At 64.8% G+C, this 13,199-nt stretch carries 10 protein-coding genes; 6 read left to right on the top strand and 4 right to left on the bottom strand.

Going from position 1 to position 13,199, the window contains the following annotated elements:
* Window positions 1-185: 185 nt before the first annotated feature.
* From mutS to C7440_RS12705, 6 genes are all read left to right on the top strand, one after another.
* A complete protein-coding gene (mutS, locus tag C7440_RS12730; RefSeq protein WP_423814298.1) occupies window positions 186-2,834 on the top strand; it encodes a DNA mismatch repair protein MutS in 2,649 nt (882 codons plus the stop codon).
* A complete protein-coding gene (locus tag C7440_RS12725; protein WP_116518801.1) occupies window positions 2,831-4,021 on the top strand; it encodes a cupin domain-containing protein in 1,191 nt (396 codons plus the stop codon). The genes mutS and C7440_RS12725 overlap by 4 nt, the downstream gene beginning before the upstream one ends.
* Before the next feature lie 205 nt (window positions 4,022-4,226).
* Window positions 4,227-6,026, top strand: a complete 1,800-nt coding sequence (locus C7440_RS12720) for an assimilatory sulfite reductase (NADPH) flavoprotein subunit (RefSeq protein ID WP_116518891.1) — start codon at window positions 4,227-4,229, stop codon at window positions 6,024-6,026.
* Window positions 6,027-6,040: 14 nt separating this feature from the next.
* Window positions 6,041-7,738: an assimilatory sulfite reductase (NADPH) hemoprotein subunit gene (gene cysI / locus C7440_RS12715; RefSeq protein ID WP_116518800.1), complete on the top strand. Its 1,698-nt coding sequence runs from the start codon at window positions 6,041-6,043 to the stop codon at window positions 7,736-7,738.
* Between the two features lie 14 nt (window positions 7,739-7,752).
* Window positions 7,753-9,213, top strand: a complete 1,461-nt coding sequence (cysG, locus tag C7440_RS12710) for a siroheme synthase CysG (RefSeq protein WP_116518799.1) — start codon at window positions 7,753-7,755, stop codon at window positions 9,211-9,213.
* Window positions 9,161-9,589, top strand: a complete 429-nt coding sequence (locus C7440_RS12705; protein WP_017522738.1) for an SgcJ/EcaC family oxidoreductase — start codon at window positions 9,161-9,163, stop codon at window positions 9,587-9,589. The genes cysG and C7440_RS12705 overlap by 53 nt, the downstream gene beginning before the upstream one ends.
* Before the next feature lie 81 nt (window positions 9,590-9,670).
* Here the strand turns inward: C7440_RS12705 and bamC are convergent, their stop codons facing one another.
* The 4 genes from bamC to C7440_RS12685 all read right to left on the bottom strand — a co-directional run bounded on the left by bamC (window position 9,671) and on the right by C7440_RS12685 (window position 13,182).
* Window positions 9,671-10,792, bottom strand: coding sequence for an outer membrane protein assembly factor BamC (gene bamC / locus C7440_RS12700; RefSeq protein WP_026067589.1), 1,122 nt, complete (start codon window positions 10,790-10,792; stop codon window positions 9,671-9,673).
* 11 nt (window positions 10,793-10,803) lie between these two features.
* Window positions 10,804-11,706, bottom strand: a complete 903-nt coding sequence (gene dapA / locus C7440_RS12695; protein WP_017522736.1) for a 4-hydroxy-tetrahydrodipicolinate synthase — start codon at window positions 11,704-11,706, stop codon at window positions 10,804-10,806.
* Between the two features lie 111 nt (window positions 11,707-11,817).
* Entirely contained in the window at window positions 11,818-12,468 is a 651-nt protein-coding gene (locus C7440_RS12690; protein ID WP_017522735.1) for a site-2 protease family protein, read from the bottom strand.
* Window positions 12,469-12,555: 87 nt separating this feature from the next.
* Window positions 12,556-13,182: an L-threonylcarbamoyladenylate synthase gene (locus tag C7440_RS12685; RefSeq protein WP_017522734.1), complete on the bottom strand. Its 627-nt coding sequence runs from the start codon at window positions 13,180-13,182 to the stop codon at window positions 12,556-12,558.
* Between the last annotated feature and the right edge of the window lie 17 nt (window positions 13,183-13,199).

The raw sequence follows: 13,199 nt of genomic DNA, 5'->3' as shown, positions 1-13,199 counted from the left end.
CTGATGCGCACGCAATGCCACCACTAAACCATCCAATTTGCAGGCCAGCGGGCCTAAGGCACAATCAAGCTATCTCTTACTACAATGTCATTTTTTGGCGCACGAACATCTTTTGCCTGCCGTGAGCAAAGCCGCCCCCTATTTGCCCTGCTCCAGCGCTACGAAGCAATAATCCATTGAACTTAATGACCACACCGGACACCAGCAACCATACGCCGATGATGCGCCAATATTTAGCCCTAAAAAAAGAGGCCGGCCCGCATCTGCTGTTCTACCGCATGGGCGATTTCTATGAGATGTTCTATTCAGACGCCGAGCGGGCGGCGCGGCTGCTGAACCTTACGCTGACCAAGCGCGGCGTATCCAACGGGGCGCCCATTCCCATGGCGGGCGTGCCCTTCCATGCCATGGAAGGCTATCTGGCGCGGCTGGTGGCGCTGGGGGAATCGGTGGCGATCTGCGAGCAGATCGGCGATCCCGCCGCCAGCAAGGGGCCTGTAGAGCGCAAGATCGTGCGCATCGTCACTCCGGGCACGCTTACCGACGATGCCTTGCTGCCAGCCAAGGCCGACCGGCAGATCGCCGCGCTATGGACAGCGCGCATCAATCGCGCCGAGCGCGGCGGCATTGCGTGGATGAACCTGGCCAACGGCGATTTCTGCGTCACGGAATGCGCGCCCGAAATGCTGGATTCCGAACTGCACCGCATCGCGCCGGCCGAACTGCTTTGCGCCGAAAGCAAGCGCACGCGCCTGGACGGCCAGGTTGCGATCAGCACGATGCCCGACTGGCACTTCGAGGCGGACAATGCTCGGCGGGTGCTGCAGGCGCATTTCGCGGTCGATTCGCTGTCCAGTTTCGACCTGGACGATGTGCCGGCCGCGGTGTGCGCGGCAGGGGCCCTGCTGCACTATGTCAGCCAGACCCAGGCGCAGTCCCTCAGCCATATCCAGTCCATACGTGTCGAAAGGCCGGGGACCTATGTGGTGCTGGACCCGGTCACGCGCAAGAATCTCGAGCTCAGCCAGCCGCTGGGAAGTGACGACGGCCCCTCGCTGTTCTCTATCCTTGACCACTGCCGTACGCCCATGGGCAGCCGCCTGCTGCGCCGATGGCTGCACCACCCCCTGCGCGACAACCAGCCGGCCCAGGCGCGCCTGAACGTGATCGAAGCGCTTCTGGCGGGGCAAGGCAACAATGGCCTTGACGCTACGGCCGGGCTGGATACGCTGCAAGACACGCTCGAGCGCTATCCCGACATCGAACGCATCGCCACGCGCATCGCCCTGCGATCGGTGCGGCCGCGCGAACTGGCAAGCTTGCGCGATGCACTGGCGCTGCTGCCGGCACTTCGACAGCATATCGGCACGGCGTTCGACAACACGCCTGAGCTGAACGGTTTCCTGCAGCGCCTGGATCTTCCCGGCGAACTGGCCGGCCTGCTACAGAATGCCATCGACGCCGAGCCCGCTCTGATGGTGCGGGACGGAGGCGTCATCGCGGCCGGATACGATGCCGAACTGGACGAGCTGCGCCGCCTGGCCAGCGACAGCGGCGAGTTCCTGCTGGAGCTCGAGGCACGCGAGCGGGAACGCACGGGCATCGCCAATTTGCGCGTGGAATACAACCGCGTGCACGGCTTCTTCATCGAGGTCACACGGGGCCAGGCCGACAAGGTGCCGGCCGACTATCGGCGGCGCCAGACGCTGAAGAACGCCGAACGCTACATTACGCCCGAACTCAAGACCTGGGAAGACAAGGTACTGTCGGCCAAGGACCGTAGCCTGTCGCGCGAGAAATGGCTGTTCGAGCAGGTGCTGGACCAGTTGGCTCCGTTCGCGGCGCAGCTTTCTTCCTGCGCCTCGGCCCTGGCCGAGATCGATGCGCTGGCGGCGCTGGCGGAACATGCGCGCTCAAACGACTGGGTGGCCCCGCAGCTTACCGATGCGCCCGAGATCATCATCGAGGCGGGGCGCCACCCGGTGGTCGAGCGCAGCATCGAGCGCTTCACGCCCAATGACTGCGAACTGGAAACCGCGCAGCGCATGCTGCTCATCACCGGCCCGAACATGGGCGGCAAATCCACTTACATGCGCCAGATCGCCCTGATCGCACTGCTGGCCCGCGTGGGCAGCTTCGTGCCCGCGCGCAGCGCCCGCGTGGGGCGGATCGACCGCATCTTCACCCGCATCGGCGCGGCCGACGACCTGGCGGGCGGGCGCTCGACCTTCATGATGGAAATGACCGAGGCCGCCGCCATCCTTGCAGCAAGCACCCCGCACAGCCTGGTGCTGATGGACGAGATCGGGCGCGGCACCTCGACCTACGACGGCCTGGCCCTGGCCTGGGCCATCGCCCACCGGCTGCTTACGCACAACCAGTCGCTGACCCTGTTTGCCACGCACTATTTCGAGATGACCCGCCTTGCCGCCGAGGCGGATGGCGCGGCCAATGTGCACCTGGCTGCCGCCGACTCGGCCTCGGGCATTGTCTTCCTGCACGAGGTGCGTCCCGGACCGGCCAGCCGCAGCTATGGCATACAGGTGGCGCAGCGGGCGGGCATACCCCCCGCCGTCATCCGCCATGCAAGCCGCGAACTCTCGCGCCTGGAGGCACTGGGCGCCCCCACGCCCCAACTGGACCTGTTTGCCGAAGCGGCGGCCAGCGGCCCCGCCCCGGCAGACATCGACTATGCCGACGACGACGCCGGCGGCACAGTGCAAGACGAGCGCCTCCAGGCGCTGGTGCACTCGCTCGACGAACTCGACCCTGATCAAATGAGCCCACGCGAGGCCCTGGAAGCGCTGTACCGGCTGCGGGCCGAACACCTATGAACCCTGATATCGCTCTTGACCTGCTGGGCGGGCTCAGCCCAAACGCCTTCATGAAGAAGCACTGGCAGCGCAAACCTCTGCTGGTGCGCCGGGCTATTCCGGGTTTCAGGCCCGCGCTGTCGATTGCCGAGGTGCGTGAACTGGTGCGCCGCGAAGAGGTGGAATCCCGCCTTATCTGGCAGGACGACGGCCAATGGAAGATGAGATCCGGCCCCTTTGCCCGCCTGCCCTCCATGCGCCGGGCCGGCTGGACGGTGCTTGCCCAGAATACCGATGCGCATGACGATGGCATGGCCGGTCTGCTGCACCGCTTCCGCTTTATACCGGACGCCCGCCTGGACGACGCCATGATCAGTGTCGCCTCGGACGGCGGCGGCGTGGGGCCGCATTTCGACAGCTACGACGTTTTCCTGCTGCAAGCACATGGGCGCCGCCGCTGGCGCATCAGCGCCCAGCAAGATCTCTCTCTGGAAGAAGGCCTGCCGCTGAAGATACTCCGGCACTTCCGCCCCGAGCACGAATATGTGCTTGAACCCGGCGACATGCTCTATCTCCCGCCCCATATCGCGCACGACGGCGTCGCCGAGGGCGACTGCATGACCATCTCCATCGGCTTCCGGGCGCCCACCCTGGCTACGCTGGCGCGCGGGGTGCTGGAGGCGGCCGGCGATCAGCTGATGGCCCGCATCGGCGAAGACGCGGGCCTTTACGGAGCACGCCCCGCGGCAGGGCCGAAACTGGACAAGCGCTACGGGGATGGCGGATCGACCGCCACCCGCCACCCTGCTCGCCTGCCAGACGATCTGGTGCAGGCCACACTCGACGCGGCGCTGCAAATAAAATTCAATGAGGCGCTGGCCTCCCGCTTTCTGGGCCAGTGGCTTACAGAGCCCTCCAGCGCCGCCTGGTTCGAGCCCTCGGGGGCCGGCCTTGATCTGGCCGAGGCCTGGCCGCTCGATGGAGTCCTGGTGCCCGACCGATGCACCCGGCTGATGTATCGGGGCAACGATTTCTATATCAACGGCGAACTTGCCGAGCTTCCCGCCAGCCCGGCGCTGCGGGCGCTGGCGGACGACAGGCGGCTCGAGTGCGACAGCCGCCAGGGCCGGCGCCTGAAGCCCGGCGAACTGGACATGCTGGGCGACTGGCTGGCCCAGGGTTGGCTGCACCACGAACGCGGCCGCTGAGCATCGCCAGACCACCCAGGCAAGACCTCCGGGACCGTGTCCTGGAAAGCAGGCCGCCGGCTGCGATCGGCGAGCCCCGCAGGCCCAAATTACCCGGGTCAAGGACAACTACCGACGAAAAGCGCATAAAGTAATAAGAATGTTGTCGTTCGCCTGAAGGGCGGGGCTTCTTAGAATGAATACTCATTTGTTCATGAAGCTTGCTATGTTGGCCCTGTCACACCTTCCCGAATCCAAACACGTTCTGCTGCGGCAACTTGCCGAAGACCTCGACACTCAGTCCCTCAACTGGTTGTCGGGTTATTTTGCCGGCCTGGCCAGCCAGGGCCCCGCCGGCGCACCCGCCCAGAAAATCGCCGCGCTGGCCGCCACACCCGCCGTGGTCCCCCGGCCGCTGACCATCCTGTACGGCAGCCAGACGGGCAACGCCAAGCGCGTTGCCGAAGCGCTGTTCGAGCAGGTCCGCGCCGCGGGCCTGAATGCCAGGCTGGTGCGCGCCGACCGCTACACCACCCGCGAACTGAAAGACGAGCAACTGTTGTACATCGTCATCAGCACACAGGGCGACGGCGAACCGCCCGACGACTCCATCGGCTTCGTCGAGTTCCTGGGCAGCCGCCGGGCGCCCAAGCTGCCCTCGCTCAGCTACGCCGTACTGGGATTGGGCGACTCCAGCTATCCCTCGTTCTGCGGCATCGCGCGCCACCTGGACGAGCGGCTCGCCGAGCTGGGCGCGACGCGGGTGCACGAAGTGGGCCAGGCCGACCTGGACATCGAGACCGTCGCCAAGCCCTGGACGCAGAAAGCCCTCGAGCAGGCACAAGCCGTGCTCAAGCAGGCCGACAATCCACCCAGCGCCAGCGTCACGCCCCTGCATCCCAAGGCCAGCCGCTACTCGCGCGAAGCGCCCTTCCAGGCCGAACTGCTGCTGAACCAGCCCATTACCGCGCCCGAAAGCGATAAAGACATACGGCACCTTGAAATTTCCCTTGAGGGCAGCCAGCTGGCCTACCAGCCGGGCGATGCGCTGGGTGTCTGGCCGGTGCAGTCCCACGCCCTCGTGTCCGAAGTACTGCAGTTGCTTGGCCTGGACGGCGAAGAGATCGTGCAAGCGGCCGATGTGCAGCGCCCCCTGAAGGAATGGCTGGGCGAGCACCGCGAGCTTACTCAACTGACGCGGCCCTTCCTGCAGGCCCACGCCGAACTGTCGCAAAGCGAAGAACTGACCGCCCTGTTGCAGCCCGAACAGGCGGAAGCCTTTCGCGAACTCGTCTCAACGCATCAATTGGCCGATGTGCTGCGCAAGCATCCCGCCGCCTGGACGGCCGAGGCGCTGGTGAAGGCGCTGAGGCCGCTCGCGCCCCGGCTCTACTCCATTGCCTCCAGCCAAAGCAGCGTCGATGAAGAAGTGCATCTCACCGTCGCCAACGTCGACTACGACTTCAATGGACTAGCGCGCAGCGGCGCTGCCTCGGGCTATCTGAGCCGCCTGGCCGAAGGAGAGCGCGTGCGCATCTTCATCGAAGAGAACACGCGCTTCCGCCTGCCGCCCGATTCTTCACGCGATGTGATCATGATCGGTCCCGGCACCGGCGTGGCGCCCTTCCGCGCCTTTGTGCAGGAACGTGCCGCCAACGGCGCAAACGGCCGCAATTGGCTGTTCTTCGGCAACCCGCATTTCGATTCCGACTTCCTTTACCAGACCGAATGGCAGGCGGCATTGCGCGACGGGCATTTGCATCGCCTTGACCTGGCCTTTTCGCGCGACCAGGAACAGAAGATCTACGTGCAAGACCGCCTGCTCGAACGCGCAGCGGACCTGTATGCATGGATACAAGGCGGCGCCCACATCTATGTATGCGGCGATGCCAATCGCATGGCCAAGGACGTGCACCAGGCGCTGCAGCGGATCGCGCGCCAGGAAGGCGGCCTCGACCCCGCCCAGGCCAAGCATTGGCTCGAAGAACTGGCCGCCCAGGGCCGCTATGCCCGCGACGTGTATTAAGCAACAGGATCAGCATGACCTCCCCGATTTCCCATCTGGAACAGATCAAGATAGACAGCCGCTACCTGCGCGGCACGATAGAAGAAGGCCTGAACGACCCCATAACGGGCGCCATCAGCGACGACGACAACAAGCTGCTGAAGTTCCACGGCAGCTACCAGCAGGACGACCGCGACGTGCGCGACGAAAGGCGCAAGCGCAAGCTCGAGCCTGCCCACGCCTTCATGATCCGGGCGCGCCTGCCGGGCGGCATCGTCACCCCGCAGCAGTGGCTGGAGCTTGACCACATCGCCACCACCTGGGCCACGCGCGGCCTGCGCATCACCACGCGCCAGACCTTTCAGTGGCATGGCGTGGTCAAGCGCAACCTGAAGGCCACCATGCAGGCCATCAACGGCGCAATGGCCACCACGCTGGCCGCCTGCGGGGACGTCAACCGCCAGGTCGTCGGCGCCGTGAACCCGAATCTTTCCGGCCAGCATCGCCTGGTGCACGAATGGGCGCAGAAGCTGTCCGATCATTTCCTGCCCCGTACCGGCGCCTATCACGAGATCTGGCTGGACGGCGAGAAGATTACCGGCGACATCCAGGAAGAGCCCATTTACGGGCCCACCTACCTGCCGCGCAAGTTCAAGATGGGTGTCACCATTCCACCCTTGAACGACATCGACGTCTTCGCGCAAGACCTGGGCCTGATCGCCATTATCGATAACGGCCAGTTGCAGGGCTTCAATGTGGCGATCGGCGGCGGCATGGGCGCGACGCACGGCGACCCCACCACCTATCCGCGGCTGGGCAGCGTTATCGGCTTCGTCACGCCCGAGCAATTGATTCCCGCCGCCGAGGGCATCGTGACCCTGCAGCGCGACCACGGCAACCGCTCCGAGCGCCAGCATGCCCGCCTGAAGTACACGCTGGACCACCTGGGCCTGGAATGGTTCAAGGCCGAACTCGAAAAACGCATCGGCTTCGAGCTGGGGCCCGTGCGCGACTATCACTTCGACAACAACGGCGACCACTACGGCTGGCTGCCGGGCGAAGACGGCAAATGGCACCTGGGACTCTATGTCGAAGCCGGCAGGCTGTGGGACGAGAACGGCCTGAGCCTGCTGACGGGCATGCGTGAAATCGCCCGCGTCCATACCGGCGAGTTCCGCCTGACCTGCAACCAGAACCTCGTCATTGCCAACGTCAACGAAGAAGACAAGGCCCGCATCGATGAACTGGTGGCTCGACATGGCCTGGACGGCTACGTCAGCCAAAGCGGCATCCGCCGCCACAGCATCGCCTGTGTGGCGCTACCCACCTGCGGGCTCGCCATGGCCGAGAGTGAGCGCTACGCGCCTGTCCTGCTGCCCAAGCTGGAAGAACTGCTGGCCCGCCACGGCCTGACCAACGATCCCATCCTGCTGCGCATCTCGGGCTGTCCCAACGGCTGTTCACGCCCCTATCTGGGTGAAATCGCCCTGGTCGGGCGCGCTCCTGGCCGCTATGACCTGCGCCTGGCGGCCGACTTTACCGGCCAGCGGATCAACACCCTGCACCGCGAGAACATTACCGAGCCCGAAATACTGGCCACGCTGGATGAACTGTTCGCAGCCTACGCGGGAAAACGCCTGGACGGCGAGTACTTCGGCGACTTCCTCGTGCGCACCGGCGTCGTGCCGGCGCCCGAGCAGCGCCTGATTCCCATCGTGCTCGAGACCGCCTGAGACCACGAGCCATCATGAAGCTGTTTCCGATATTCACAGATCTGAAGGGACGCCAAGTGCTGGTGGTGGGCGGCGGCGCAGTGGCCGAACGCAAGATACGCAGCCTGCTGGCGGCGGGGGCCGATGTGCTGGCCGGCGCGCCCGAGTTCACGCCCGGATTGCTGGAGCTGGCGCGCGAGGGGCAGCAGCTTGCGCTGCGGCAAGAAGCCTTCCAGCCTGAATGGCTGGGCGAGGCATGGCTCGTGGTCGCCGCCACCGACGACCTTGAACTGAACCGCGACATTGCCCAACTGGCCGGGCAGGCTCGCTTGTTCATCAACGTCGTGGACGACCCCGAGCTGTCGTCTTTCCAGGTGCCTTCCATCGTCGACCGCTCGCCGCTGACCATAGCCATCTCGTCATCCGGTGCGGCGCCCGTGCTGGCTCGGCGCCTGCGCGAACGCATCGAATCATTGTTCGATCATTCGTTGGGCGCACTGGCGACTCTGGCCGCCCGGCACCGGACCGCGATACGCCGACTGCGGCCCGGCCTGCAGCGCCGCCGCGAATTCTACGACTGGCTGCTCGACGGCCCGGTGTCGTCGGCCTTGCGCGCCCAGCGCTTCGATGCCGCCGAGCAGGCCCTGCTGAACGAACTGTCGAAGCCCGAAACGGCCCCCGTGGGCGAAGTGGTGCTGGTCGGCGCCGGCCCCGGCGACCCGGGGCTGCTTACGCTGAACGCCTTGCGCGCGCTCAACGAGGCCGACGTCATACTGTATGACCGGCTCGTCAGCGACGAAGTGCTGGAACTGGCACGCCGCGATGCCGAACGCGTGTTCGTGGGCAAGACGCCCGGTGAAGACCACAACGCCACCCAGACGCGCATCCACGAACTGATGCGCGAACATGCCCTGGCCGGAAGACGGGTATTGAGGCTCAAGGGCGGCGACGCCTTCGTCTTTGGCCGCGGCGGCGAAGAGCTCGAGTATTTGGCCGGGCACGGCATTCCATATCGCGTGGTTCCCGGCCTGACGGCGGGGCTGGCCTGCACCGCCTATGCGGGCATACCGTTGACGCATCGCGCGCACGCCCAGTCGGTGCGCTTCATCACTGCGCACAGCAGCAAGCAGGATGACGCCCTGGACTGGCCTTCGCTGGCAAGCGAAAAGCAGACCCTGGTGTTCTACATGGGGGTCAGCCAGATAAAATGGCTGGAACGGCAGTTGTTGAAACATGGACGCTCGGGCGACACACCATTCTCGTTAATAGAAAACGGCACCCGGGCCCGGCAACGCACCCTTACGGGCCGTTTGTCGGAACTTGCCGCCCTGGCCACCTACCACGGTTTCCAGGCGCCCTCTTTGCTGGTGGTCGGAGAAGTCGCGACGCTTGGGCCACGCTTGAGCTGGTATGGTACGCATATAGACCATCTCGAGGGCAGCCATGAACAACAACCCCGACCAGCAGGCCAAGAGCTCCAGCCCCTCCACTCCTGACCAGGGCGGCACCACGCTGCATGCCCTGCTGGGGCTATGGCAGGCGGCCTTCGACAATCATGACGCCGAGGCCATCGCCGGCCTCTTTGCCCCCGATGTCTTGTTCCAGGGGCTGGCCCCCACGCTGCTTTCAGGACGCGATGCCGTGCTGAACTATTACCGGCGGGTGCCGGCCGGCACCAGTGCGCTTATTGAAGATATCGAAGCCATCTCATTGACCCCCGACATTGTCTCGGGCCATGCCAAGGTAACCTTTGTAGAGGCCGACCGGCGGCTGCGTCCCGTGTGCCTTTCAATTACGGCACAGAAGCTGACGGGGCAGTGGCTGATCAAAAGCTATCACGCCTCGGCGCTGCCTGACGACGGCAAGGCCTGATGCGAACACTGTGGATCCAGATGGAAAAGGGGCCTCCGGATAACCGGAAGCCCCTTTTGATTTGAGCCTACCGCATAGGCGCTACATATTGTTGGCCAGCACGCTGATGATGCGCTTGGCTGTGTCGGACTGATCGACCTGGCCGGCCTGGTCGAGCACGCTGACCACCGAGACACCGCCCTGCTCGGCCACGTGTATGCGGTACACCTGGGCTTCGGACGTGCCCTTGCTGCCGAACAGGCGGCCAAAGAAGTTGGGCTGCTCGATCTTGCGTCCGGTATCGGTGTCGAGGTAGCGCACGAAGTAGTCGCCGGCGGAGCGGTCGCGGTCGTCGACCGAGAAACCGGCGCTGTCGATGGCCACGCCCACCCGGCGCCATGCACGGTCGAACGATTCGTTCAGCTGCAGCGAGGCCTGGTCTTCGGCCGGACGCTCGACCTGGACCCGGTTGGGGTCGGCTTCGGCCTGGGTAACCAGAGCCTGGGCGCGATCGATGTCGGTGCCCAGGAACACCATCAGGCGCGCCAGCATGGCTGCGTTCAGGCCCGGGTCTTCCTTGCCTTCGATCCACTTGAAGCCGGTTTCGTCGGCGGTGCCGGTTTCGACCATCTGGTCATGGCTGATGTAGACCTCGGTGCGGCCGTTCACGCGCTCGAGACGCGTGCGGAAGCGCTCGCGCTCGCCGCTGTCGAAGACCGAGTCGAGAATGCCGCCCAGCGCGCTTTTGATCCAGCCTTCGGGCACTTTGGCGCGGTTCTCGGCCCAGTCGGTCTCGATCAGGCCCGCGCGGGGGTTTTGCGAATAGATGGTGAAGCCCTGCTCGCCCCAGAAGTCGATGACCTTGGAATAGATTTCTTCGGGGGGCTGATCGACCACCAGCCAGCGCAGGTTGCCGTCGCGCATGACGCGGACGCTGTCGCTGGTGGGCAGCACGTTGCTGGATGCGCCCGCGGCCTGTTGCTGCTGGGCGTTCTGCGAGTACTGGCTGAATGTGGCGGTGCCTTCGGGGGCCCGGTAGTGCGCATTGCTTCCGGCCTGGGTAAGGTCGGGAGGAATGCTGAGCGGGTTTCCGGCACTGGGCACCGTGCTGCGGTAGTCGACGGATTCTTCTTTGCCCGTCAGTTGGTTCCATGTCGAGCAGCCCGACAGCACTACAAGGCCCAGGCCGGCGGCCAGGGCGGCACAGCGTTTGTTTCTACGCATATTCGTCATTTTCAAATCAAGCCCACGTCTTTCAGCGAGCCGCGTACGGCGTCGTGATAGCGTTCGTCCAGGGGGGTTAAGGGTAAACGATAGCCCAAGGCAGACAGCCCCATCTCGGCGACGGCCCACTTGACGGGAATCGGGTTGGATTCAACAAACAGCATTTTGTTCAGACCGGCGAGGCGGCCGTTGAGTTCGCGTACCCGCGGAACATCGGCCTGCAGCGCGGCCATGCACAGCTCGTGCATGAGGCGGGGAGCGACGTTGGCGGTAACCGAGATATTGCCCTTGCCGCCCAGCAGGATGAGCGCAGCCGCGGTGGGGTCGTCGCCGCTGAACACCTGGAAGCTTTCGGGCTTGTGATGCAGCAACCCGCCCGCCCGGGCGATGTCACCGGTGGCGTCCTTGAGCCCCACGATGCCCGGCACCTGGGCCAAGCGCAGTATGGTTTCGTTGGACAGGTCGGCAACGGTGCGGCCCGGTACGTTGTAGAGGACGACGGGCAGGTCGACCGCTTCGGCGCAGGCCTTGAAATGCCGGTACATGCCTTCTTGGGTGGGCTTGTTGTAGTAGGGCACGACCGACAGCCCCGCCTGCGCACCCACGTTCTTGGCGTATTGGGAGAGCTCTATGGCTTCGTCGGTGGAGTTTCCGCCGACGCCCGCGATGACCGGCAGGCGCCCCGCCGAATGCTCGACCGCCACCCGGATGAGTTCGGCATGCTCTTCCATGCTGACCGTGGGCGACTCGCCCGAGGTGCCGACCACCACCAGCCCGTCGGTTCCTTCTTTGACATGCCAGTCGATCAGCTTTCGATAGGCGTCGAAATCCAGGCTGCCGTCCGGATGCATAGGAGTGACAAGGGCAACCAAGCTGCCCTGGAATATGGGTGCTGCGCTTTCTGTGCTGGCCATGATGAAAAAAGCTCCGACGGGAGACCCCCAGGCGCACGGCGCCTGAATCGACTATAACGTGCAAGTTTACCGGATAAACTGCGCCGGCATATCGCGCGGACGCCCAGTTTTTTACAAGAACCAGGTAATGACCGTCTGGCCGAAGGCCATCAAGGGCCGCAAGAGCATCCACAGAACCCCTGTCAGCATCAGCACGATGAGGATGAGCAGCCCGTAAGGTTCGAGCTTGGCGTACTTCCAGGCCAGATGAGAAGGCAGCAGGCTGAACACGATGCGGCCGCCGTCGAGCGGAGGCAGGGGAAAGAGGTTCAGCGCCATCAGCACCAGGTTGATCTGTATGCCCGCAAAGGCCATCAGCACCCAGAAGTCGTCGGGCGACGCCCCGTTGGCGATGAGCAGGCGCAGCGAAATCGCCCAGAGCACCGCCATGACGAGGTTGGAAGCCGGCCCCGCCAGCGCCACCCAGAGCATGTCGCGCTTGGGATTGCGCAGCCGCCCCCAGTCGACCGGGACGGGCTTGGCCCAGCCAAAAAGTATGCCTGCGCCACCCAGCAGCTTGGTGCTGAACAGCAGGAAAAGGGGTACCGCTATTGTCCCGATGGGATCGACGTGCCTGATCGGATTCAGGCTGATGCGCCCCGCCTGATAGGCGGTGGGGTCGCCGAACATGCGGGCGACGTAGCCGTGGGCGGCTTCGTGCAGCGTAATGCCGAACAGCACGGGCAGGGCGTAAACCGCAATGGTTTGAATCAATGAATCCATATATGCAGGGGGATGATCGCCGGGCAGGAAGGCCCGGCGGGAATGAGGGAGGGACAAAACATTGGATGGCGCGCGGGGCAGAAAGTTTCAATCGAGCCCGAGCACGGACGGGTCTCCGCCCCCGCGGCGCGTGACGACGGGCTCGGCGCCGCTGAGATCGATGACCGTGGTGGGCGTAAGGGGGCAGGCGCCGCCGTCAATGACGGCGGCGAGCTGGTGGCCGTAGCGCTCGAGTATCTGCTGGGCGTCGTTGAGCGGGTCGTCTTCGCCTTCGGGTATGAGGGTGGTGGACATGAGGGGCGAAGCGGCGGCCTCGAGCAGGTCGAGGGTTACCTTATGGTCGGGCACGCGTATGCCGATGGTCTTGCGCGACGGGTGGGAGACGCGGCGCGGAACTTCGCGCGTGGCTTCGAGAATGAAGGTCCACGGCCCCGGGGTGGCCAGCTTGAGGAAGCGGTACTGCCTGTTGTCGACGCGGGCGAAATGGCCTATTTCAGCCAGGTCGCGGCACAACAGCGTAAGGTGGTGGCGCTCGTCTAGACCGCGCAGGCGGCGCAGCGCATCGGCGGCGCTTTTGTCGTCGAGGCGGGCCACGACCGCGTAGCTGGAATCGGTGGGAACGGCCACCAGCCCGCCATCGGCCAGAAACTGGCTGGCCTGCTTCAAGAGGCGGGGCTGAGGGTTTTGCGGATGTACGACGAAATATTGAGCCATGAAACGTATCCTAACAT

Origin of the sequence: Pusillimonas noertemannii, assembly GCF_003096595.1 — a bacterium.
GTDB lineage: Bacteria > Pseudomonadota > Gammaproteobacteria > Burkholderiales > Burkholderiaceae_B > Pusillimonas > Pusillimonas noertemannii.
The sequence above is the reverse complement of the archived record's forward strand: the minus strand, read 5'-3'. Positions and strand labels throughout refer to the sequence as shown.